Origin of the sequence: Streptomyces sp. NPDC058092 (assembly GCF_042884935.1) — a bacterium.
GTDB lineage: Bacteria > Actinomycetota > Actinomycetes > Streptomycetales > Streptomycetaceae > Streptomyces.
In genome coordinates, this window is record NZ_JBHVSY010000024.1 from 73,571 (window position 1) to 92,868 (window position 19,298).

A 19,298-nucleotide genomic window follows, 5' to 3' on the forward strand; every position below is an offset into this window, starting at 1 on the left:
GCGTCACGGTTCCGGTAACGTCGGTAGTACGTACCCCCGGATGCGCACCGCAGGCACACCACGTCGCAGGAGTCCGCCATGAGCGAAGCCACCGATCGTCCCGCCGACGACGACGCGTGGGCGAAGGCCTGCGCCGAGGACCTCGAAGCGGAGAAGGCCCGCCGCCGCGCCCAGCACGGCCCGCCGCCCGGCGCCGCCGCCGACGAGCTGCGCAAGCTGGTCGACGCCGTGGCCGACAAGATCTCCTCCCTCCAGACGCCGCTCCTCGGCACGGCGGCCCAGGGCACCGTGCGGCAGATCATCAAGCAGGCGAAGTCCGCCGTCGAGCCCGTCATCGAACGCAATCCGGACGTCTTCGACCACATCGCTGCGGCCGGCAGCGAACTCCTCGCCGCCTACCGCTCCGCGGTGGAAGGCCAGGAACGCCGCTGGACCCGGGGCGCCGGGGACCCCGCAGGCACCGAGAAGAAGGCCGACGACCCCACCGACCCCCGCGACGAGGGCCCCGCCGCAGGCGAGCACATCGACCTGGACTGACCGGCACGGATGGGCCGGGCCCCCGGCTCGGGTACCGTTGGCCACAGCGGGGCTCGACCGAAACTGAGGGATTCATGGGACTCACCATCGGCGTCGATATCGGCGGCACGAAGATCGCAGCTGGAGTGGTCGACGAAGAGGGCCGGATCCTCTCGACGTTCAAGGTGCCGACCCCGCCGACGGCCGACGGCATCGTGGACGCGATCGCGTCGGCGGTGTCCGGCGCGAGCGAGGGCCACCAGATCGAGGCCGTCGGCATCGGCGCTGCCGGGTACGTCGACGACAAGCGCGCCACCGTGCTGTTCGCGCCCAACATCAACTGGCGGCACGAGCCGCTGAAGGACAAGGTCGAACAGCGCGTCGGCCTTCCGGTCGTCGTCGAGAACGACGCCAACGCCGCCGCCTGGGGGGAGTACCGCTTCGGCGCCGGGCAGGGGCATGACGACGTCATCTGCATCACGCTCGGCACCGGTCTCGGCGGCGGCATCATCATCGGCAACAAGCTGCGCCGCGGCCGTTTCGGTGTGGCCGCCGAGTTCGGCCACATCCGGGTCGTCCCGGACGGGCTGCTCTGCGGCTGCGGCAGCCAGGGCTGCTGGGAGCAGTACGCCTCCGGGCGCGCACTCGTCCGGTACGCGAAGCAGCGCGCCAACGCCACCCCTTCGAGCGCCACGATCCTGCTGTCCCTCGGCGACGGCACGGTGGACGGCATCGAGGGCAAGCACATCAGCGCGGCCGCCCGGCAGGGCGACCCGGTGGCGATCGACTCGTTCCGTGAGCTGGCCCGCTGGGCCGGTGCCGGACTCGCCGACCTCGCCTCGCTGTTCGACCCGTCCGCGTTCATCGTCGGCGGTGGCGTGTCGGACGAGGGTGAGCTCGTCCTCGGCCCGATCCGCAAGTCGTTCCGGCGCTGGCTGATCGGCGGCGAGTGGCGTCCGCACGCCCAGGTGCTCGCGGCCCAACTGGGCGGCAAGGCAGGGCTGGTGGGCGCGGCGGACCTGGCCCGCCAGGGCTGAGCCGGCCGGAACCGGACAGAACCGGACGCCCGTCGCGCCCCTGTGGGGTGCGGCGGGCGTCCGTCGTATCGTGAGACGCATGGTCCTGACGCCACTGCCCGACTCCCGTACCGAGCCGGATGGTTCGGCCGTCATCAGAGTGCTCGGCTACAACATCCGCTCGATGCGCGACGACTGCGCGGCGCTGGCCCGCGTCATCAGCGCCTGCGCCCCCGACCTCGTCCTCATCCAGGAAGCCCCGCGCTTCTTCCGCTGGCGCAAGCGCGCCGCCTGGCTCGCGGCCCGCACCGACCTCGTCGTCCTCAGCGGCGGCGCCACGGCGGCCGGCCCGCTGCTGCTCTGCTCGCTGCGGGCCACGGTGGAGCGCACGCAGGACGTCCTGCTGCCGCTCACCCCCGGACTGCACCGCCGGGGTTTCGCCACGTCGGTGGTACGGATCGCGGGCACCCGGATCGGTCTGCTGAGCTTCCACCTGAGCCTGCAGCGCGACGAACGCCTGGCTCAGACCGGGATGTTGCTGGAACGGCTGGACGCGATGGGCGTCGAGCACGCCATCGCGGCGGGCGATCTCAACGACGTACCGACCGGGGCCGCTTTCCGGCGGCTGGCCGGGCGCCTCCAGGACTGCTGGGCCGTCCGGCCGTGGGGCGGCGAGCACACCTTCTCGCCGGACCGGCCGGGGCGGCGCATCGACGCGGTCTTCGCGACAAGCGGGATCGAGGTGCTCGGCTGCGGTGTCCCGGCAGGGCTGCCCGGTGTCACCGACGCGGACCTGCGAGCGGCCACGGACCACCTGCCGGTGCTGGCAGCGCTACGGGTGCCCGCGACCAGGCCCTGAGCCGCGCGGCAGCGGCCCGGGGCCTCGGCCGGACCGGTCTCAGACCACTGCTCCGCGGCCCGGGTCGTCGCCATCCTCGTCGTCGTCCTCCATCCGCGCCACCAGCGTGACGAAGCCGCCCAGGAAGCCGCCGACACAGAGCGTCGTGAGCCACCAGGTCATGTCCCACCGCAGCAGCACCGCGATCAGCATCAGCACCGGACCGCCGACGACCGCGAGCCAGGCGAACTTCGCCGTGACATCGGCCTCCGGCAGCGGCGGCGGCTCCGGGGGGACGAAATGCCCCTCGTCGCTGTCGTCGAGATCGTCGTCCTTCGGCTCCGCGACCCCGTAGTCGCGCGGGCCGACGACGCCGGGTGCGAACACGATCGAGCTGCCGAGCGGCTTCTCCGGCGGCTTCGGGGACTTCTTCCCGACCCCCTTGTCCGGGTCCAGGACGGCCGACTGATCGTCCTCCAGCAGGGCGAGATCCTCGATCGACCTGAACGGCCTGGCGCCCGGCGGGTCCGCCGGCTCCTCGCCGTACGCCGCGACGATCGCCTCCCACGCGGCTTTCTCGTCCATCGACCGGTCGGGTCCGTCGCCGTCGCCGCCCGGCGGCGCCGTCCGGGCGGCAGCAGCATCCTGCGGGGCCGTGCCCGTGTCCGTACCGTCCTCGGGAACGGCCGTTCCCTCTGCGGGAAGGGGCTCGCGCCCCTCCTCACTGCCCGCGCGCTCCGCGTCGTGCTCAGCCACCTGACGTGCTCCCCTTCTTTCCGACGCTCGGAGCGAGGCGGCCGATGAACCGGTAGCTCTCGTCGAAGATCCGCTCCGCATCGTGGTCCAACGTCGCCACGTGGTAGCTCTGTTCCAGCAGGATCTCCTCGACGTCCGTCGAGGACACCCGGCTGAGGATCCGGGCCGAGTCCGCGGGCGGCACCACATGGTCCTGCGGGCTGTGCAGCAGGACGATCGGCTGGGTGACCTGCGGCAGCTCGGCATCGACCAGGCGGAAGAACTTCCGCAGCGAATGCGCCGCGTGCAGCGGCACCCGGTCGTACCCCACCTCGGCGGAGCCCGGCAGGGCGATATCGCTCGCCAGCCCCTTCGTCGTCCGTACCAGATGGCGAGCCACCGGCAGCGCGTACGCCGACAGGCCGTGCACCTTGTTCGCCGGATTGACGAGCACCAGACCACTGATCGCGTCCCCGTGCTTCGCCGCCAGCCGCAGGGTCAGCGCGCCTCCCATGGAGAGACCGAAGACGAAGACCTGGCCGCACCGCTCCAACAAGGCGCGCAGCTCCCGGTCCACCTCCGCGTACCAGTCCTGCCAGCCCGTGAGCTGCATGTCCTCCCAGCGGGTGCCGTGCCCGGGCAGCAGCGGCAGCGACACGGTGAGCCCGCGCTCCGCCAGATGGTCGGCCCAGGGGCGCAGCGACTGCGGGGAACCGGTAAATCCGTGACAGAGAAGGACGCCGACCTCTCCGCCCTCGTGGCGGAACGGCTCGGCTCCAGGCAGGACCGGCACCGGGGTCTCCTGTTCGTGAGGCTCGAAAGGGAGCGAAAGGGGGGAGCGCGGAAGGATTACTTCACCGTACGCGACCGGACTGACACCGACCAGGGTCGTCACTGACACCGGCCGGGGTGGTCACCGACATGGGCCGGGGTGGTCACCGACACGGGGCGGGGTGGTCACTGACACCGGCCGGGGTGGTCACCGACATGGGCCGGGGTGGTCACTGACACGGGGCGGGGTGGTCACCGACACCGGCCGTGGTGGTCGACACCGGCAGCCGCCGTGGCCACGGCCGTGGCCGCCACTTCCGTTTCCACGCCGGGCGGGAGCGCGGACGACCACACGGGTTAAGGTCATTCCGACAGGACACAGGAGGCACCCGAGTTGATCTACGGCGCAATGAAGTTCTCCATCGGCGGGGGTCTGAAGCTCGCCTTCCGGCCGTGGGTGGAGGGCCTGGAGAACATCCCCGCGCAGGGACCGGCGATCCTCGCGAGCAACCATCTGTCGTTCTCCGACTCCTTCTTCCTGCCGGCCGTCCTGGACCGCAAGGTCACCTTCATCGCCAAGTCCGAGTACTTCACCGCACCCGGGGTGAAGGGCAGGCTGACCGCCGCCTTCTTCAAGGGCGTCGGCCAGCTCCCGGTGGACCGCTCGGGTGCCCGCGGCGCCGGTGAGGCGGCCATCAAGGCGGGCATCGAGGTCATCGAGAGCGGCGGACTCTTCGGCATCTACCCGGAAGGCACCCGCTCGCCCGACGGCCGTCTCTACCGCGGCAAGCCCGGCGGGCTCGCCCGGGTGGCGCTGGCCACCGGAGCGCCCGTCATCCCCGTCGCGATGATCGACACGGAGAAGATCCAGCCGCCCGGCCAGGTGATGCCCAAGCTGATGCGCCCCGGGATCAGGATCGGCAAACCGCTCGACTTCAGCCGCTACCACGGCATGGAGGGGGACCGCTTCATCCTGCGCTCGGTCACCGACGAGGTGATGTACGAGATCATGAAACTCTCCGGCCAGGAGTACGTCGACATCTACGCGACCGCCGCCAAGCGGCAGATCGCGGACGAGGCGAAGCGCCGCGCCGAGGAGGAGAAGCGCGCGGCCAGAGAGTCCGGAACGCAGGAGTGACGCAGCAGTGACGGAACGGTTCGGCGCGTAACCGCGTCGTTTCCGTCCGGGGGGGGGTGGGGACATGGCCAAGCGCGAGCGGGTCGTACGTATGTCGGTCGAGCAGCCGCTGTGGCGTGCGCTGACGGCGTACCGCATTCTGACGATGCTCTACGCGGTGCTGCTCGCCGTCTTCGGCCGGGACAGGTACGACCGGCCGTGGGTGGCCGTGGCCTTCCTGGTGGTGATGTCGGCCTGGACGCTCGCCACTCTCCCGAAGGTCGCGGGCGCCGTCGCCTGCACCAAGCGTTTCCTCGGCGCCGACCTGGCCGTCGCCCTCATCGGCATCCTCCTCACCCCGCTCGCCGACTTCGAGGCCCAGCACGTCGACGGTCCGACGCTGCCGTCGATCTGGACCGCGGGTTCCGTACTGGCCTTCGCGATCAAGGGCGGCTGGCGCTGGGCGGCCTTCGCCTCCACCTTCGTCGCCGTCGCCAACATCATCGAGCGCGGCGAGCCCAGCCGGGACACCTTCCACAACGTCCTGCTGGTCTGGGTGGCCTCCATCGCCATCGGTTACGTCGTCGAGGTGGCCAGGGCCAGTGAACGCACCCTCGCCCGCGCGCTGGAGATCGAGGCCGCCACTCGCGAGCGGGAACGGCTGGCCCGCGACATCCACGACAGCGTGCTCCAGGTCCTCGCGATGGTGCAGCGCCGCGGCACCGCGCTGGGCGGCGAGGCCGCCGAGCTGGGCCGGATGGCCGGGGAGCAGGAAGTCGCCCTGCGCACCCTGGTCTCCAGCGGGCTCGTGCCCACCACCCGGGTCTCCGAGGACGCCGCCGAGGGCGCCGTGGTCCGCAGCGTCGAGGTCGACGACGAGGACGGGTTGTCCGGGCAGGCCGGCTGCGATCTGCGCGCCCTGCTCGCCCCGCACGCCGGCTCCCGGATCAGCTTCGCGGAGCCCGGCGCTCCGGTGCTGCTCGCTCCCGCGGCCGCGAAGGAACTGGCGGCCGCTGTCAGTGCCGCCCTGGACAATGTCAGGGTCCATGCGGGGGAGAACGCCCAGGCCTGGATCCTCGTCGAGGACTGGCCGGACGAGGTGATCGTGACGGTCCGGGACGACGGCCCGGGCATCCCGGAAGGGCGGCTCGCCCAGGCGGAGGGGGAGGGGCGGATGGGGGTCGCCCTGTCGATCCGGGGGCGGCTGCGTGACCTGGGCGGCACAGCCGAGTTGATTTCGGTGCCCGGCCAGGGCACCGAGGTCGAGTTGAAGGTCCCGAAGGTCGCTTAGTCCCGTAAGTCCCGTAGGTTTCAAACTGTTTCAAACGCTTCAAACGCTTCAAACGCTTCACAGGATTCGTAGGATTCGTAGGTTTCGCGGGGGAAGGCAGGATCAGGCAGATGAGCGCGGAGAACACCCAGGGCGCCGAGGAGCGGGCCATCAGGGTGATGGTGGTCGACGACCACCCGATGTGGCGCGACGCGGTGGCCCGCGATCTTTCCGAGTCCGGTTTCGAGGTCGTGGCGACGGCGGGTGACGGGCCGCAGGCCGTGCGCCGGGCGAAGGCCGCCACCCCCGATGTCCTCGTACTCGACCTCAATCTGCCCGGCATGCCCGGCGTACAGGTCTGCAAGGAGCTCGTCGGCTCCCACCCGGGGCTGCGGGTGCTGGTGCTCTCCGCGAGCGGCGAGCACGCCGACGTACTGGAGGCGGTCAAGTCCGGTGCCACCGGCTATCTGCTCAAGTCGGCCAGTACGCAGGAGCTGACCGAGGCCGTGCGGTCCACCGCCGTCGGCGATCCCGTCTTCACCCCGGGCCTGGCCGGACTGGTCCTCGGCGAGTACCGCAGGCTCGCCTCGGACCCCACGCCCGTCGCCTCCGACGAACCCAAGGCCCCGCAGCTCACCGAGCGCGAGACCGAGGTGCTGCGGCTGGTCGCCAAGGGGCTCTCGTACAAGCAGATCGCCGAGCGTCTGGTCATCTCGCACCGCACCGTCCAGAACCACGTCCAGAACACCCTGGGCAAGCTCCAGTTGCACAACCGCGTGGAGCTCGTGCGGTACGCGATCGAGCGCGGCCTCGACGACGCCTGAATCAACGCGCCCGGATTGCACGGAATTTGACCCTCCGACCCATTCCTGAGTGACCTGGATCACCCTTAGCGTGGTCGATGGCGGGCTCACGTCGGCGAAGGGATGCGTGCATGCGGGTCGGAGTACTGACCGGGGGCGGCGACTGCCCCGGGCTCAACGCGGTCATCCGCGCCGTCGTCCGCAAGGGCGTGCAGGAGTACGGCTACGACTTCATCGGATTCCGGGACGGCTGGCGCGGCCCGCTGGAGGGCGTGACGGTGCCGCTCTCCATCCCGGCGGTGCGTGGCATCCTGCCGCGCGGCGGCACCATCCTCGGTTCCTCGCGCACCAATCCGCTCGGCGCTGAGCACGGGGTCCGCCGGATCAGGGACAGCCTCGCCGCGTACGAGGTCGATTCGCTCATCGCGATCGGCGGCGAGGACACCCTCGGCGCGGCGGCGACCCTGTCCGACGAGCACGGCATCAAGTGCGTCGGCGTGCCCAAGACCATCGACAACGACCTCTCCGCCACGGACTACTCCTTCGGCTTCGACACGGCCGTCTCCATCGCGACCGAGGCGATCGACCGCCTGCACACCACGGCCGAATCCCATATGCGGGTTCTCGTCGTCGAGGTGATGGGCCGTCACGCCGGCTGGATCGCGCTCCACTCGGGGCTGGCCGGCGGTGCGAACGTCATCCTCATCCCGGAACAGCGCTTCGACATCGAGCAGGTCTGCTCCTGGGTGACCTCCCGTTTCATGGCCAGCTACGCACCGATCGTGGTGGTCGCCGAAGGGGCCATGCCCACGCAGGGCGAGCTGATCCTCAAGGACGGCTCGCACGACTCCTTCGGCCATGTCCGGCTCTCCGGCGTCGGCGAATGGCTGGCCAAGCAGATCGAGAGCCGCACCGGCAAGGAAGCCAGAACGACCGTCCTCGGCCATGTCCAGCGCGGCGGCACCCCCAGCGCCTTCGACCGCTGGCTGGCCACCCGCTTCGGCCTGCACGCCATCGACGCCGTGCGGGACGGCGATTTCGGCATGATGGTCGCCCTGCAGGGCACCGACATCGTGCGGGTGCCGATCGCGGAGGCGACCGCCCGCCTCAAGACGGTCGACCCGGCCCTCTACGCGGAGGCCGGTGTCTTCTTCGGCTGAGCGGCGCACCGGGGGCGCGGGCCGTATATTCGCGAACATCCGGTACGTAACGCTGCTTTTCGCGCGCATCAAGAAAGCTGGAGACGTCGTGGAAATCCTGGCATTCGGTGTGCAGTCCGACGAGAAGCCGCTGATCGAGAAGGCCTTCGCCGGGCAGCACGAGGTCCGTTGCCTGGACGTCTTCCTCACCAAGGACACCGCCCCCATCGCCGCGGGATACGAGGTCATCTCCACCAGCGTCAACGCCGACCTGGGCAGCGGCGTCCTGCAGACCCTCGCGGTGGGCGGCACGCAGATGATCGCCCAGCGCTCCACCGGCTTCAACAACATCGACCTCGACGTCGCGGAACGGCTCGCCCTGCGGGTCGCCCGGGTCGCCTCCTACTCGCCGTACTCGGTCGCGGAATTCGCCTGGACCCTCGCGATGGCGGTCAACCGCCGCATCATCAGGGCCGCGAGCCGCACCCGTGACTTCGACTTCCGGCTCGACGGCCTCCTCGGCCGGGACATGCACGGCCGCACGGCCGGCGTGATCGGTACGGGCAAGATCGGCGAGGCCTTCACCCGTATCGCCCACGGCTTCGGCATGAAGCTGCTCGGCTGGGACGTCGCCGAGAATCCCGCCTGCGTCGCCCTCGGCATGGAGTACGTCGACAAGGAGCGGCTCCTCACCGAGTCCGACCTGGTCAGCCTGCACGTCCCGCTGCTGCCCGCGACCCACCACATCATCGGGGCGGACGCCCTGGCGAGGATGAAGGACGACGCGATCCTGATCAATTCCAGCCGCGGCGGACTCATCGACGCGACGGCACTGGTCGCCGAGCTCCGCGCGGGCCGCCTTCTGGGCGTCGGGCTCGATGTGTACGAGGCGGAGGCCGGACTGTTCTTCCTCGACAAGTCCCTGGAGGGCATCGACGACGACACCCTCGCCCGGCTCGTCACCTTCCCGAACGTCATCGTGACCTCGCACCAGGCGTACTACACCCAGGACGCCGTGGCCCAGATCATCGACGCCACCGTCCGGAACGTCGCCGACTACCTGGCCGACCGCCGCAGCGACAACGTCCTCGTCCCGGCCCTCCCGGAGAGCTGAGACCCCGGAGCCCCTCCGGGGTCCCCTCCGCCCCTTCAGCCGGCGACCGGCAGCCCCGCCAGCAGCTCGGCCACGATCGTCGCGCCGCGCAGGGTCAGCACCGACTCCGGGTGGAACTGCACCGAGGCGAAGCCCGGCCCGCGCAGCGCGTGCAGCTCCCCGGTCGCCGCGTCCAGGCTCGCCTCGACACCGTGCGCCGCCAGCTCGGTGACCGCACCGTCGTCGCAGCGCGCGGTGAAGCTGTTGTAGAAGCCGACCGTCTCGGGGCGCCCGAACAGCTCGATCCGGGTCTGCGCGCCCTGGTGCGGCACGGTCTTGCGGACGATCTCCAGACCCAGCTCCGCCGCGATCAGCTCATGGCCGAGACAGACCCCGAGCAGCCCGTGCCGGTGATCACGGACCAGCTCCGCGGCGAACCCACGCAGCAGCCGCATCTTCGGATCGGCCGTGTCGCCCGGATCCCCGGGCCCGGGGCCCAGCACGACCGGGCCCGCGTGCGCCCGTACGCGCTCGCGCAGCCCCGGCTCGTCGTAGCGGTGCACCGACACCTCCAGACCCGCTGAGCGCAGCAGATGCGCCAGCATCGCGGTGAAGGTGTCCTCCCCGTCGACCACCAGCGCACGGCCGGAGAGCTCGTGCGTACGCTCCTGCATCCGCAGCCAGAACGGCGCCAGACCGTCCCGCCGGGCGTCCAGCGCCCCTTGCACCCGCGGGTCGCCGGCCAGCTGCGGACGCACCGCCCCGTCGCGCGGCCGGCCGGGCCGCACCCCCAGCGCGGCCAGCACCCCGGCCGCCTTCGCATGGGTCTCGGCGACCTCGCTGTCCGGGTCGGAGTGGCGTACCAGCGTCGCCCCGACCGGCACCCGCAACCGCCCGTCGGCCGCGATGTCGGCGGTACGGATCAGGATCGGCGAGTCCAGGGACTGCGCCCCGCCCGGCTCCTGCCGCAGCAGCGCCAGCGCGCCCGCGTAGTAGCCGCGCCCGCCGGGCTCGTACCGCTTGATGACCCGGCAGGCGTTCTGCACGGGGGAACCGGTGACCGTCGCCGCGAACATGGTCTCCCTCAGCACCTCCCGCACATCCAGCGAGGAACGCCCGCGCAGCTCGTACTCCGTGTGCGCGAGATGGGCCATCTCCTTGAGCCGCGGCCCGACCACGACCCCGCCCATGTCGCCGACGGTGCACATCATCTTGAGTTCCTCGTCGACCACCATGGAGAGCTCGTCCCGCTCCTTGCGGTCGGCGAGGAAGGCCAGCAGCCCCTCGACGCCCGGGCCCCCGTCGGGGTAGCGGTACGTGCCACTGATCGGGTTCATCACGACCGTTCCGCCGGACATCCGCACATGCACCTCGGGACTCGCGCCGACGAGCGTCCGCCCACCCGTCACCCGCCGCCGCCCCGATGAGGAGGGCCCTTCGGGCCCGCTGTCACCCGTCACCCCCCGCCGCCCCGATGAGGAGGGCCCTTCGGGCCCGCTGTCACCCGTCACCCGCCGCCGCCCCGATGAGGAGGGCCCCTCGGGCCCGCCGTCACCCGTGTGGACCACGAACGTCCAGTACGCGCCCCGCTCACCGGCCAGCAACCGCCGGAAGAGGGCCAGCGCGTCCGCCCGCCCGAAGCCGGGGATCTCGCCCCGGAAGGTCCGCCGGACGACGAAGTTCGCGCCCTCGCCCCGCCCGATCTCGTCCTCGACGACCCGCCGCACGATCCCGGCGTACTCCTCGTCCGGAACGTCGAACCCGCCGCCCTCGACCCGCACGTCATGGACCGGCAAGTGGTCCAGCACCTCGGCGAGCGGCAGCTCGTACGTCTCCTCGGCGACCAGTACGGACAGCGGCGTCCCGTCGTCGCGCACATCGAAACCGCGCTCGGCGATCTGCCGGAACGGCACCAGGGCGAGCGACGGCAGCTCGCCGACCGGGAGATCGGCGAGCCGGTCCACTTCCCGTACCCGGCCGATCAGCACCTCGACGGTGTCCTGATCGCGGCCGGGAGTGCACCTGCGCAGCAGCGCGAACGGTGGGCTGTCGTCACGGAGCAGCCGCTCGATGACGAGGTCGGTGCGGTGCGGCATGGGTTGTTCCTTCCGGATGGAGGAACGGCTCCCGAAACGCAGAGAAGGCCGCCCCTCGGGCGGCCTTCGCGTGGTCTGTCGCGCGCGATCGATCAGTGGGCCGCCGGATGAGCGGTCCACCACCAGTTCTGGTTTGTCTGCGCGAACATGCCGTGGATCGTAACGCACATGGCAGCGTGACCGACGGGGCGCGAGTCCGTCGGCAAGGCGTGTTTCCCGCTGCTGCGGGGACGGGACCTTCCTGCGGCGCGGCAACTCCGCTCCCCGCCACTGCGGGGTCGTCCGGTGCGACAGGACCGATGGGTCCGTCTCACCAGGCGGTCGAGTACCGGCAGGGGAGCGCCGACCCCGTATTCTTGCTGACGTGATCGTGAACGCTGAATCCCTGAGTGTCGCCGACAAGGCGACCTGGCGAGACCTTCCCGCGGCGCAGCAGCCCGAGTACCCCGATGCCGAGGCCCTGCGCGATGTGCTCGCGGACCTCGCGTCGTATCCGCCGCTCGTCTTCGCGGGCGAGTGCGACCAGCTGCGTGCCCGCATGGGAGCCGTCGCCAAGGGCGAGGCGTTCCTGCTGCAGGGCGGCGACTGCGCCGAGGCCTTCGACGCCGTGTCGGCCGAGCACATCCGGGCCAAGCTGAAGACGCTGCTCCAGATGAGCGCCGTGCTGACCTACGCGGCCTCCGTGCCCGTCGTCAAGGTGGGCCGGATCGCCGGCCAGTACTCCAAGCCGCGCTCCAAGTCGACCGAGACCCGCGACGGCGTCACCCTGCCGACCTACCGCGGCGACTCCGTCAACGGCTTCGCCTTCACCGAGGAATCCCGCGTCCCGGACCCGGAGCGGCTGAAGCAGATGTACCACGCATCCGCTTCCACGCTGAACCTGGTCCGCGCCTTCACCACCGGCGGATACGCCGACCTGCGCCAGGTGCACGCCTGGAACCAGGACTTCGTGAAGTCGTCGCCGTCCGGCCAGCGCTACGAGGCGCTCGCCCGCGAGATCGACAACGCGCTGAACTTCATGAAGGCGTGCGGTACGGACCCGGCCGAGTTCAAGGCGGTCGAGTTCTACTCCTCGCACGAGGGCCTGCTGCTGGACTACGAGTCGGCGCTGACCCGTACCGACTCGCGCACCGGCGAGTTGTACGACACCTCCGGTCACATGGTCTGGATCGGTGAGCGCACCCGTCAGATGGACGGCGCGCACATCGAGTTCGCCTCGAAGATCCGCAACCCGATCGGCATCAAGCTCGGTCCGACGACCACCGTCGACGAGGCGCTCGGCTACATCGAACGCCTCGACCCCGAGCGTGAGCCCGGCCGGCTGACCTTCATCGTCCGCATGGGCGCCGACAAGGTCCGCGACAAGCTGCCCGACCTGGTCGAGAAGGTCACCGCCTCCGGCGCCACCGTGGCGTGGGTGACCGACCCGATGCACGGCAACACCTTCGAGGCCGCCTCCGGTCACAAGACCCGTCGCTTCGACGATGTCCTGGACGAGGTCAAGGGCTTCTTCGAGGTCCACAAGGGCCTCGGCACGCACCCGGGCGGCATCCACGTCGAGCTCACCGGTGACGATGTCACCGAGTGCGTCGGTGGCGGACACGAGATCTTCGTCGACGATCTGCACCAGCGCTACGAGACGGCCTGCGACCCGCGGCTCAACCGCAGCCAGTCCCTCGACCTGGCGTTCCTGGTCGCCGAGATGTACCGGGACCAGTAGGCATCACCGCAGGTGGTACGCGTATGACTGTGGGGCACGGATCGATGTGATCCGTGCCCCACAGGGCGTTCGGAGGCTTTCAAGGGCTCCTGGCGCCGGGTAAGGTTAGGTTAGCCTCACCGATCAACGGGGTGGCAGCAACGACCGATCCCGCCGGGAGGTGAACCGCGTGTACGTCTGCTCGTGCTTCGGCATCACGGAGAAGCAGGTCAAGGAACACGCGGACGCCGGGGCGTGCACACCCCGGCAGATAGCCTCCGCCTGCAAGGCGGGCACGGACTGCGGCGGCTGCGTCCGCGCCATCCAGGCCATGCTCGGCCGGGGCGCCTGTCCGCGCCGCGAACTGCTCGACCGGAAGCGGACGCCCGGCACCACGGGCGACGCCGGGACGGGCACCGCTCCCGAGGCCGATCCGGGTATCGCTCCCGGCACCGTCCCGGGCGTGACCCCGGGCATCCGGCTCTCCGAAGCGGCTTGATCCGGTCTGCTCCGGTCCGGTCTGCTCCGGTCTGCTCCGAACGAGAGGTCCTAGCTGTCCGGCTGCTCGATCTGCTGGGCGATGTAGAGCGCCTCGCCGAGCTTCTCGACCAGTTCCAGCTGGGTGTCGAGGTAGTCGATGTGGTGCTCCTCGTCCTCCAGGATCGACTCAAAGATGTTTGCGGACGTGATGTCGCCCTTGCCTCGCATCAGCTCGATCCCGCGCTTGAGGCGGTCGATCGCCTCCACCTCGACCTGACGGTCCGCCTGGAACATCTCGGTGACGGTCTGGCCCACCCGCACATGGAACAGCCGCTGGTAGTTCGGCAGTCCATCGAGGAAGAGGATGCGGTCCGTGAGGATCTCCGCGTGCTTCATCTCGTCGAACGACTCGGAGCGGGTGTACTTCGCGAGCTTCGTCCAGCCGAAGTTGTCCTGCATCTTTGCATGCAGGAAGTACTGGTTGATGGCAGTCAATTCGGCGGTCAGCTGCTCGTTCAGGAACTCAAGGACCTCGGGGTCGCCCTGCATCGCAGAGGCTCCTTCCAACCGGTGAACTGGTCAAGTTGGCCGCATCCTCGCACCGCACCCGGTGATCGTCCAGTAAGTACATGCTTAGTACGAGTTGCCCGAATTGCCTGCGCCCTGGTCAGAACCACCCCTGCCTGTCTGTCACCATGGAGTCATGGGTCAGCCGGAAAGCCGGGAAAACCGCGCGTCAGAGCAGTCCGAGCTTCCGCCGGGACAGCGACTCCAGCGTGGTTGGCCGGTTACCCACTACGGGCCGGTGCCCAAGTTCAAGCCCGACCGCTGGGAGTTCCGGGTCTTCGGTGCCACGGCGGACGGCGAGAAGCACTGCTGGAACCACGAGGAATTCTCGGTGCTGCCGTTCACCTCGGTGGTCGCCGACCTGCACTGCGTCACCAAATTCAGCATGCTCGGCGCCGAATGGGGCGGCGTGCTCGCCCGTACGATCCTGGAACTCGCACCGCCCGCGCCGAACGTCACCCATGTGATGGTCTGGGCCGAGTACGGGTTCAGCTCGAATCTGCGGCTCTCCGACTTCGCCTCGGACCGAACACTTTTCGCCACTCACAAGGGTGGTGAGCTGCTCACCGCCGAGCACGGCTTCCCGCTGCGGCTCATCGTGCCGCACCTCTACGCCTGGAAGGGGCCCAAATGGGTCCGCGGCGTCGAGTACATGACGGCCGACCGCCGCGGCTTCTGGGAGGAGCGCGGCTATCACAACATCGGCGATCCGTGGCGCGAGCAGCGCTACTCGTACCAGGAGGAGCCCGGGGACGGCCCCGAGCTCTGACCTGACGGCTCCCGGGCCGGCCCGGTCCGTCCTCAGTGGTGGTACCGATGCACCACCGCATGGCCCTTGCCGCGGCCGATCATCCACTTGTTGACCGGTGTGGTGACGACGAAGGCGACGGCGAGCGAGAGCATGAGTGCTCCCCAGAACAGCGTGTCGGAGAGAGTGGCGTCCATGGCGCCCGGCCACAGTGCGATCACTCCGTTGTCGATCAGCTCCATCACCGCGATGGACAGGGTGTCGGCGGCGAGGGCGACCCGCAGGGCCGTACGGAAGTCGACGCCCGCCTTCCGGATGGAGCGCAGCGTCAGCGCGTAGCCGAAGAAGAAGGCCAGGGCGATGGCGAGCACCATCGTCCCCATGTTGCCCCAGCCGAGCGCCGTGCCGATCACCATGCCGAGGATCTCGCCGATGGCGCATCCGGTGAGGCAGTGCAGGGTGGCCTGCGCGGCCATGGCCCAGCCGGCCTTGCCGGGGTGGCGGCCGGTGTGGTCGGCATGGGCCGCGTGCTCGCCGTGGTCTGCATGCGGGCTGTGCTCTGTGTGCTGCCCGCTCCGCTCATGGTGGCTGTGCTGCTCGTGCTGTGTGTCGTGATGCATGGCGATCCCCCAATGCCGAGTAGCGGTTCCTGCCGACAGGAGGAACCGTATACCCCCATGGGGTATCCCACAACGGAAAAATCTGTGCGGGGGCGAGGCGCTCAGTCCCGTTCGCGCAGCCCCTTCAGCCGCGCCACATCCGCCGCATGACCTTCCTTGCCGCCCGGCGTCTCGATGATCAGCGGTACGTCGGCGGTCGCCGGATGAGCGAACAGCTCCCGGAACGGTTCCTCGCCGATGTGCCCGGCGCCGATGTTCTCGTGGCGGTCCTTGTGGGCGCCCACCGCGTCCTTGGAGTCATTGGCATGGATCAGTTTCAGCCGGCCTTCGCCGACCGTGTCCACGAGTAGGTCCAGGGTCTGGCGCATGCCCGCCGGACCGGTCAGATCGTGGCCCGCCGCGTAGATGTGGCAGGTGTCGAGGCAGATGCCGAGCTTGGGGTGGGCGTCGAGTGCCTCGAAGTACGGGCCGAAGTCCCAGGTCCGTGAGCAGAGCGAGGAGCCCTGTCCGGCGGTCGACTCCAGCAGCAGATACGGGTCGTCGTCGTGCGTCAGCTCGTCCAGGAGCGGCCGCATGTGCGTGCGTACCTGTGCGAGGGCCTGCTCGCGCGGGCGGCCGCCGGTCGCCGATCCGGTGTGCACCACGACGCCCAGGGCGCCGATCTCGCGGGCCCGGCGCAGCGAGTGGCGCAGTGAGTCCACGGACTTCTCGACGGTGGCCCCGGTGTGCGAGCCGAAGTTGATCAGGTACGGGGCGTGGACGTACGCCGGTATGGACTCGGCGGCGCACTCGGCGCGGAACTGTTCGTCCTGGGCCGGGTTGCCGACGGGCGTCGCCCAGCCGCGCGGGTTGGCGACGAAGACCTGGACGGCCTCCGCCCCCATCTCGCGGGCGTACGGGAGGCCGACCTTGGCGAGGCCTCCGGCCACGGGAACATGGCCGCCGACCGGGTTGCGCATATGGATCTAGAGCCCCTTGGTCTTGATGGTGATGGTGCTGCCCTCGGGGGCCTGTTTGCCGCCGTCGACGGACTGGCTCGCGATGGTGTCGCTGAAGGAGAGGAACGGGCGGTCGACCTTGACCTCGAAGCCCGCGTTCTCCAGCTCGCTCCTGGCCTCGTCGACGTCCTTGCCGGTGACGTCCGGGACGTCGATCATCCGCGGTCCCTTGGAGACCGTGAGCGTGAGGGTGTCGCCCTCGGCGGCCTGGCTGCCCCGGGCCGGTGACTGATGGGCGATGTCGCCCGCGACCTCGGGGGAGTTGACCCGGTCGGGCAGCACCTCTGCCTTCAGGCCCTGCTCGTCCAGCGCGGCGGTGGCGTCCGCGACGGACAGCCCCGTGACATCGGGGACGTCGACCGGGGCGCCCTTGCTGACGATCAGGGCGACCGCGGAGTCCGGGTGGCGTCCGGTGCCGGCCGCGGGTTCCGTACGGATCACCTCGCCCCGCCCCGTCTGCTCGCTGAACTCCTTGGTGACCATGCCGGGCACCAGGCCGGCCTTCTTCAGCTCATGCCGGGCGTCGGCGAGCGTACGGCCCTGGACGTCGGGCACCTTCACGATCTCGGGGCCGCGCGAGACGACCAGCGTCACCGCGTCGTTCCCCCGGATGCGGGCCCCGGATGCGGGATCGCTGCTGATGACCTTGCCGCGGTCCACGGTGTCGCTGAAGGACCGCTTGACGCCCTTGAGTTCCAGACCGGCGTCCGAGAGCCGCTGCTGGGCGGTCTTCTCGGTCTGGCCGAGCAGCGCGGGCACCCGGCTGAACTGCCCGGAGTTGATGTACCAGACACCGGTGCCGACCCCCAGCACCAGCAGCACGGCGACGACCGCGGCCATGACGGAGCGCCGCGGACCGAGGCGCCACGGTCCGCGCGGCGCGGGCCCCGGCGGCATCGGCGCGGGCATCTCCAGCCGGCTGGTGTGATGGGCGACGCCCTGATCGGCCGGGACCAGCCGCGGGATCACGCTCGTACGGTCCTCCGCGGCGTCGTGCGCCCCGGCGAGGGCCTGCGGCGGTACGGCGTCCAGCTGGGCGTCGGTGAGGTCGGAGCGGGCCTCACGGGTCTCGGCGAGCAGCGCCACCGCGTCGAACGGGCGGACCTCGGGGTTGCGGGCGGTGGCGTTCGCCACCAGGTCGTCGAGCGCGACCGGGAGCCCCGGGACGACGGCCGACGGGGCCGGGACGTCCTCGTTGAGGTGCTGGTAGATGACCTGGGCGGGGGTGTCCCCGGCGCGCGGCTTGGAACCGGTCAGCATTTCGTACAGGACGACACCGCAGGCGTACACATCGGTACGGGTGTCCGCCGTGCCGTGCTCTATCTGCTCAGGGGCGAGATAGGAGACGGTGCCCAGGACCGACCCGGTGGTGTCGGTGACGGCGCCCACCGCCCGTACGAGACCGAAGTCGGCGACCTTGACCCGGCCGTCGTCCCCTATGAGGACGTTCTCCGGCTTCATGTCGCGGTGCACGAAGCCCGCCCGGTGCGCGGCGCCGAGGGCGGCGAGGACGGGCTCCAGGATGTCCAGCGCGGCTCTCGGCTGCAGGGCACCGCGGTCGCGCAGCACGTCTCGCAGGGTGCAGCCCGCGACGTACTCCATCGCGAGGTACACGTACTGGCCCTGGGCGCCCTGGTCGAAGACCGCGACCACATTGGGGTGCGCGAGCCGGGCCACGGACTTGGCCTCGCGGATGAAGCGCTCGACGAACGAGGCGTCGGTGGCGAGCGCCGGGTGCATCACCTTGAGGGCGAGCACCCGGTCGAGCCGGGTGTCCACGGCCCGGTAGACCGTGGCCATGCCGCCCACGGCGATGCGGGCATCGACGCGGTAGCGGCCGTCGAGCAGCTGCCCGACGAGAGGGTCCTGGAGGGTCGTATCCACGCATGCGAGTCTACGAGCCGCCACGAACACCTCCCACGGACCGGAGCGGTCCCGGGGCCGTACTGCAGCCGAGCCGTGACAGGAACATGTGGTCCACGGCGTCCCGGCGGGTCAGAAGGCCGGGCGCTCCGGGTCCAGCGCCGCACGCCCCTCCACCGGCGACGATGCCTCGGCGAAGTGGCGGCGCGGGATCCGGCCCGCGCGGTACGCCAGCCGCCCGCCCTCCACCGCGTGTCGCATCGCCGCGGCCATCAGCTCCGGCTCCTGGGCGCGGGTCACCGCGGACGCCAGCATCACCGCCGCGCACCCCAGCTCCATCGCGAGCGCCGCGTCCGAGGCCGTCCCGGCGCCCGCGTCGAGAATCACCGGCACCCGGGCCTGTTCGACGATCAGCTGGAAGTTGTGCGGATTGCGGATGCCGAGGCCGGAGCCGATGGGGGAGCCGAGCGGCATGACCGCCGCACACCCCACGTCCTGGAGCCTGCGGGCCAGCACCGGATCGTCATTGGTGTACGGCAGCACGGTGAAGCCGTCGTCCACCAGGGTCTCCGCGGCGTCCAGCAGCTCGATCGGATCGGGCAGCAGGGTCCGCTCGTCGGCCACCACCTCCAGCTTGATCCAGTCGGTGCCGAGCGCCTCGCGGGCCAGCCGGGCGGTCAGCACGGCCTCGCCCGCGGTGAAACAGCCCGCCGTGTTCGGCAGGACGCGGATGGAGAGCCGCTGGAGGACGGAGAGCACCGAGCCCTGCACGGTCGGGTCGAGGCGGCGCATCGCGACGGTGGTCAGCTCGGTGCCGGAGGCGGTCAGGGAACGCTCCAGGACGTCGAGGCCGGGTGCCCCGCCCGTTCCCATGATCAGCCGGGAGCCGAAGGCTGCGTCGCCGAGGGTGAAGAGGTCGTCGGCCATCG

20 protein-coding genes are annotated in these 19,298 nt (G+C 70.5%); 11 read left to right on the forward strand and 9 right to left on the reverse strand.

Annotation, left to right across the window (positions count from 1 at the left end):
- Nucleotides 1-78 precede the first annotated feature (78 nt).
- The 3 genes from ACFVV1_RS31425 (at nt 79) to ACFVV1_RS31435 (ending at nt 2,391) form a co-directional block, all read left to right on the forward strand.
- Nucleotides 79-537, forward strand: coding sequence for a DUF5304 domain-containing protein (locus ACFVV1_RS31425; RefSeq protein WP_389996210.1), 459 nt, complete (start codon nt 79-81; stop codon nt 535-537).
- A 74-nt stretch (nt 538-611) separates the two neighbouring features.
- On the forward strand, nt 612-1,553 hold the full coding sequence (locus ACFVV1_RS31430) for an ROK family glucokinase (protein WP_389996212.1): 942 nt from the start codon (nt 612-614) through the stop codon (nt 1,551-1,553).
- Nucleotides 1,554-1,632: 79 nt separating this feature from the next.
- Nucleotides 1,633-2,391 carry an endonuclease/exonuclease/phosphatase family protein gene (locus tag ACFVV1_RS31435; protein ID WP_389996215.1) on the forward strand — a complete coding sequence of 253 codons (759 nt, stop codon included), beginning with the start codon at nt 1,633-1,635 and terminating at the stop codon, nt 2,389-2,391.
- Nucleotides 2,392-2,430: 39 nt separating this feature from the next.
- On the opposite strand, the gene ACFVV1_RS31440 is transcribed toward ACFVV1_RS31435, so the two are convergent.
- Nucleotides 2,431-3,126: a hypothetical protein gene (locus ACFVV1_RS31440; protein WP_389996218.1), complete on the reverse strand. Its 696-nt coding sequence runs from the start codon at nt 3,124-3,126 to the stop codon at nt 2,431-2,433.
- The gene (locus ACFVV1_RS31445) at nt 3,119-3,898 is read right to left on the reverse strand and encodes an alpha/beta hydrolase (RefSeq protein WP_389996221.1); all 780 of its coding nucleotides are present in this window, start codon (nt 3,896-3,898) and stop codon (nt 3,119-3,121) included. The genes ACFVV1_RS31440 and ACFVV1_RS31445 overlap by 8 nt, the downstream gene beginning before the upstream one ends.
- Nucleotides 3,899-4,270: 372 nt before the next feature.
- On the opposite strand from ACFVV1_RS31445, the gene ACFVV1_RS31450 reads away from it, so the two are divergent.
- The 5 genes from ACFVV1_RS31450 to ACFVV1_RS31470 all read left to right on the forward strand — a co-directional run bounded on the left by ACFVV1_RS31450 (nt 4,271) and on the right by ACFVV1_RS31470 (nt 9,319).
- A complete protein-coding gene (locus ACFVV1_RS31450; RefSeq protein ID WP_389996224.1) occupies nt 4,271-5,014 on the forward strand; it encodes a lysophospholipid acyltransferase family protein in 744 nt (247 codons plus the stop codon).
- 64 nt (nt 5,015-5,078) lie between these two features.
- Nucleotides 5,079-6,284 carry a MacS family sensor histidine kinase gene (gene macS / locus ACFVV1_RS31455; protein ID WP_389996227.1) on the forward strand — a complete coding sequence of 402 codons (1,206 nt, stop codon included), beginning with the start codon at nt 5,079-5,081 and terminating at the stop codon, nt 6,282-6,284.
- A 110-nt stretch (nt 6,285-6,394) separates the two neighbouring features.
- Nucleotides 6,395-7,087, forward strand: a complete 693-nt coding sequence (locus ACFVV1_RS31460; protein ID WP_389996230.1) for a response regulator — start codon at nt 6,395-6,397, stop codon at nt 7,085-7,087.
- Nucleotides 7,088-7,197: 110 nt separating this feature from the next.
- A complete protein-coding gene (locus ACFVV1_RS31465) occupies nt 7,198-8,226 on the forward strand; it encodes a 6-phosphofructokinase (protein ID WP_389996232.1) in 1,029 nt (342 codons plus the stop codon).
- A gap of 88 nt (nt 8,227-8,314) precedes the next feature.
- Nucleotides 8,315-9,319 (forward strand): 2-hydroxyacid dehydrogenase, encoded by a 1,005-nt coding sequence (locus ACFVV1_RS31470; protein WP_389996234.1) that lies wholly within the window; start codon nt 8,315-8,317, stop codon nt 9,317-9,319.
- A gap of 35 nt (nt 9,320-9,354) precedes the next feature.
- Here the strand turns inward: ACFVV1_RS31470 and ACFVV1_RS31475 are convergent, their stop codons facing one another.
- Together ACFVV1_RS31475 and ACFVV1_RS31480 are read right to left on the reverse strand one after the other, a co-directional pair.
- A complete protein-coding gene (locus ACFVV1_RS31475) occupies nt 9,355-11,394 on the reverse strand; it encodes an anthranilate synthase family protein (RefSeq protein WP_389996236.1) in 2,040 nt (679 codons plus the stop codon).
- 92 nt (nt 11,395-11,486) lie between these two features.
- Nucleotides 11,487-11,564, reverse strand: coding sequence for a trp operon leader peptide (locus tag ACFVV1_RS31480; RefSeq protein ID WP_389996352.1), 78 nt, complete (start codon nt 11,562-11,564; stop codon nt 11,487-11,489).
- A gap of 194 nt (nt 11,565-11,758) precedes the next feature.
- Between ACFVV1_RS31480 and ACFVV1_RS31485 the strand changes: the two genes are divergently transcribed.
- Together ACFVV1_RS31485 and ACFVV1_RS31490 are read left to right on the forward strand one after the other, a co-directional pair.
- Entirely contained in the window at nt 11,759-13,114 is a 1,356-nt protein-coding gene (locus ACFVV1_RS31485; protein WP_389996239.1) for a class II 3-deoxy-7-phosphoheptulonate synthase, read from the forward strand.
- A 169-nt stretch (nt 13,115-13,283) separates the two neighbouring features.
- Nucleotides 13,284-13,592, forward strand: coding sequence for a bacterioferritin-associated ferredoxin (locus ACFVV1_RS31490; protein ID WP_389996241.1), 309 nt, complete (start codon nt 13,284-13,286; stop codon nt 13,590-13,592).
- Nucleotides 13,593-13,642: 50 nt separating this feature from the next.
- Here ACFVV1_RS31490 and bfr read toward each other — a convergent pair whose 3' ends face one another.
- Complete coding sequence (gene bfr, locus ACFVV1_RS31495; RefSeq protein WP_329920115.1) at nt 13,643-14,122, reverse strand: bacterioferritin; 480 nt, start codon at nt 14,120-14,122, stop codon at nt 13,643-13,645.
- A gap of 154 nt (nt 14,123-14,276) precedes the next feature.
- Here bfr and ACFVV1_RS31500 point away from each other — a divergent pair, with 154 nt between their 5' ends.
- Nucleotides 14,277-14,909, forward strand: a complete 633-nt coding sequence (locus tag ACFVV1_RS31500) for a sulfite oxidase-like oxidoreductase (RefSeq protein WP_266745686.1) — start codon at nt 14,277-14,279, stop codon at nt 14,907-14,909.
- A 32-nt stretch (nt 14,910-14,941) separates the two neighbouring features.
- Here the strand turns inward: ACFVV1_RS31500 and ACFVV1_RS31505 are convergent, their stop codons facing one another.
- From ACFVV1_RS31505 to ACFVV1_RS31520, 4 genes are all read right to left on the reverse strand, one after another.
- Nucleotides 14,942-15,508, reverse strand: a complete 567-nt coding sequence (locus ACFVV1_RS31505) for a DUF4396 domain-containing protein (protein ID WP_389996246.1) — start codon at nt 15,506-15,508, stop codon at nt 14,942-14,944.
- Nucleotides 15,509-15,609: 101 nt separating this feature from the next.
- Nucleotides 15,610-16,467: a deoxyribonuclease IV gene (locus ACFVV1_RS31510; protein WP_389996249.1), complete on the reverse strand. Its 858-nt coding sequence runs from the start codon at nt 16,465-16,467 to the stop codon at nt 15,610-15,612.
- A gap of 6 nt (nt 16,468-16,473) precedes the next feature.
- On the reverse strand, nt 16,474-18,390 hold the full coding sequence (pknB, locus tag ACFVV1_RS31515) for a Stk1 family PASTA domain-containing Ser/Thr kinase (protein ID WP_389996252.1): 1,917 nt from the start codon (nt 18,388-18,390) through the stop codon (nt 16,474-16,476).
- 111 nt (nt 18,391-18,501) lie between these two features.
- Nucleotides 18,502-19,296 carry a thiazole synthase gene (locus ACFVV1_RS31520; protein ID WP_389996255.1) on the reverse strand — a complete coding sequence of 265 codons (795 nt, stop codon included), beginning with the start codon at nt 19,294-19,296 and terminating at the stop codon, nt 18,502-18,504.
- Between the last annotated feature and the right edge of the window lie 2 nt (nt 19,297-19,298).

Bases quoted from the DNA above. Each gene is read 5' to 3' on its own strand.
- bfr (WP_329920115.1), bottom strand. From the start codon at position 14,122: ATGCAGGGCGACCCCGAGGTCCTTGAGTTCCTGAACGAGCAGCTGACC.
- ACFVV1_RS31435 (WP_389996215.1), top strand. From the start codon at position 1,633: ATGGTCCTGACGCCACTGCCCGACTCCCGTACCGAGCCGGATGGTTCG.
- ACFVV1_RS31520 (WP_389996255.1), bottom strand. From the start codon at position 19,296: ATGGCCGACGACCTCTTCACCCTCGGCGACGCAGCCTTCGGCTCCCGG.
- ACFVV1_RS31505 (WP_389996246.1), bottom strand. From the start codon at position 15,508: ATGCATCACGACACACAGCACGAGCAGCACAGCCACCATGAGCGGAGC.
- ACFVV1_RS31475 (WP_389996236.1), bottom strand. From the start codon at position 11,394: ATGCCGCACCGCACCGACCTCGTCATCGAGCGGCTGCTCCGTGACGAC.
- macS (WP_389996227.1), top strand. From the start codon at position 5,079: ATGGCCAAGCGCGAGCGGGTCGTACGTATGTCGGTCGAGCAGCCGCTG.
- ACFVV1_RS31465 (WP_389996232.1), top strand. From the start codon at position 7,198: ATGCGGGTCGGAGTACTGACCGGGGGCGGCGACTGCCCCGGGCTCAAC.
- ACFVV1_RS31430 (WP_389996212.1), top strand. From the start codon at position 612: ATGGGACTCACCATCGGCGTCGATATCGGCGGCACGAAGATCGCAGCT.
- ACFVV1_RS31500 (WP_266745686.1), top strand. From the start codon at position 14,277: ATGGGTCAGCCGGAAAGCCGGGAAAACCGCGCGTCAGAGCAGTCCGAG.
- ACFVV1_RS31510 (WP_389996249.1), bottom strand. From the start codon at position 16,467: ATGCGCAACCCGGTCGGCGGCCATGTTCCCGTGGCCGGAGGCCTCGCC.
- ACFVV1_RS31460 (WP_389996230.1), top strand. From the start codon at position 6,395: ATGAGCGCGGAGAACACCCAGGGCGCCGAGGAGCGGGCCATCAGGGTG.
- ACFVV1_RS31480 (WP_389996352.1), bottom strand. From the start codon at position 11,564: ATGTGCGTTACGATCCACGGCATGTTCGCGCAGACAAACCAGAACTGG.
- ACFVV1_RS31425 (WP_389996210.1), top strand. From the start codon at position 79: ATGAGCGAAGCCACCGATCGTCCCGCCGACGACGACGCGTGGGCGAAG.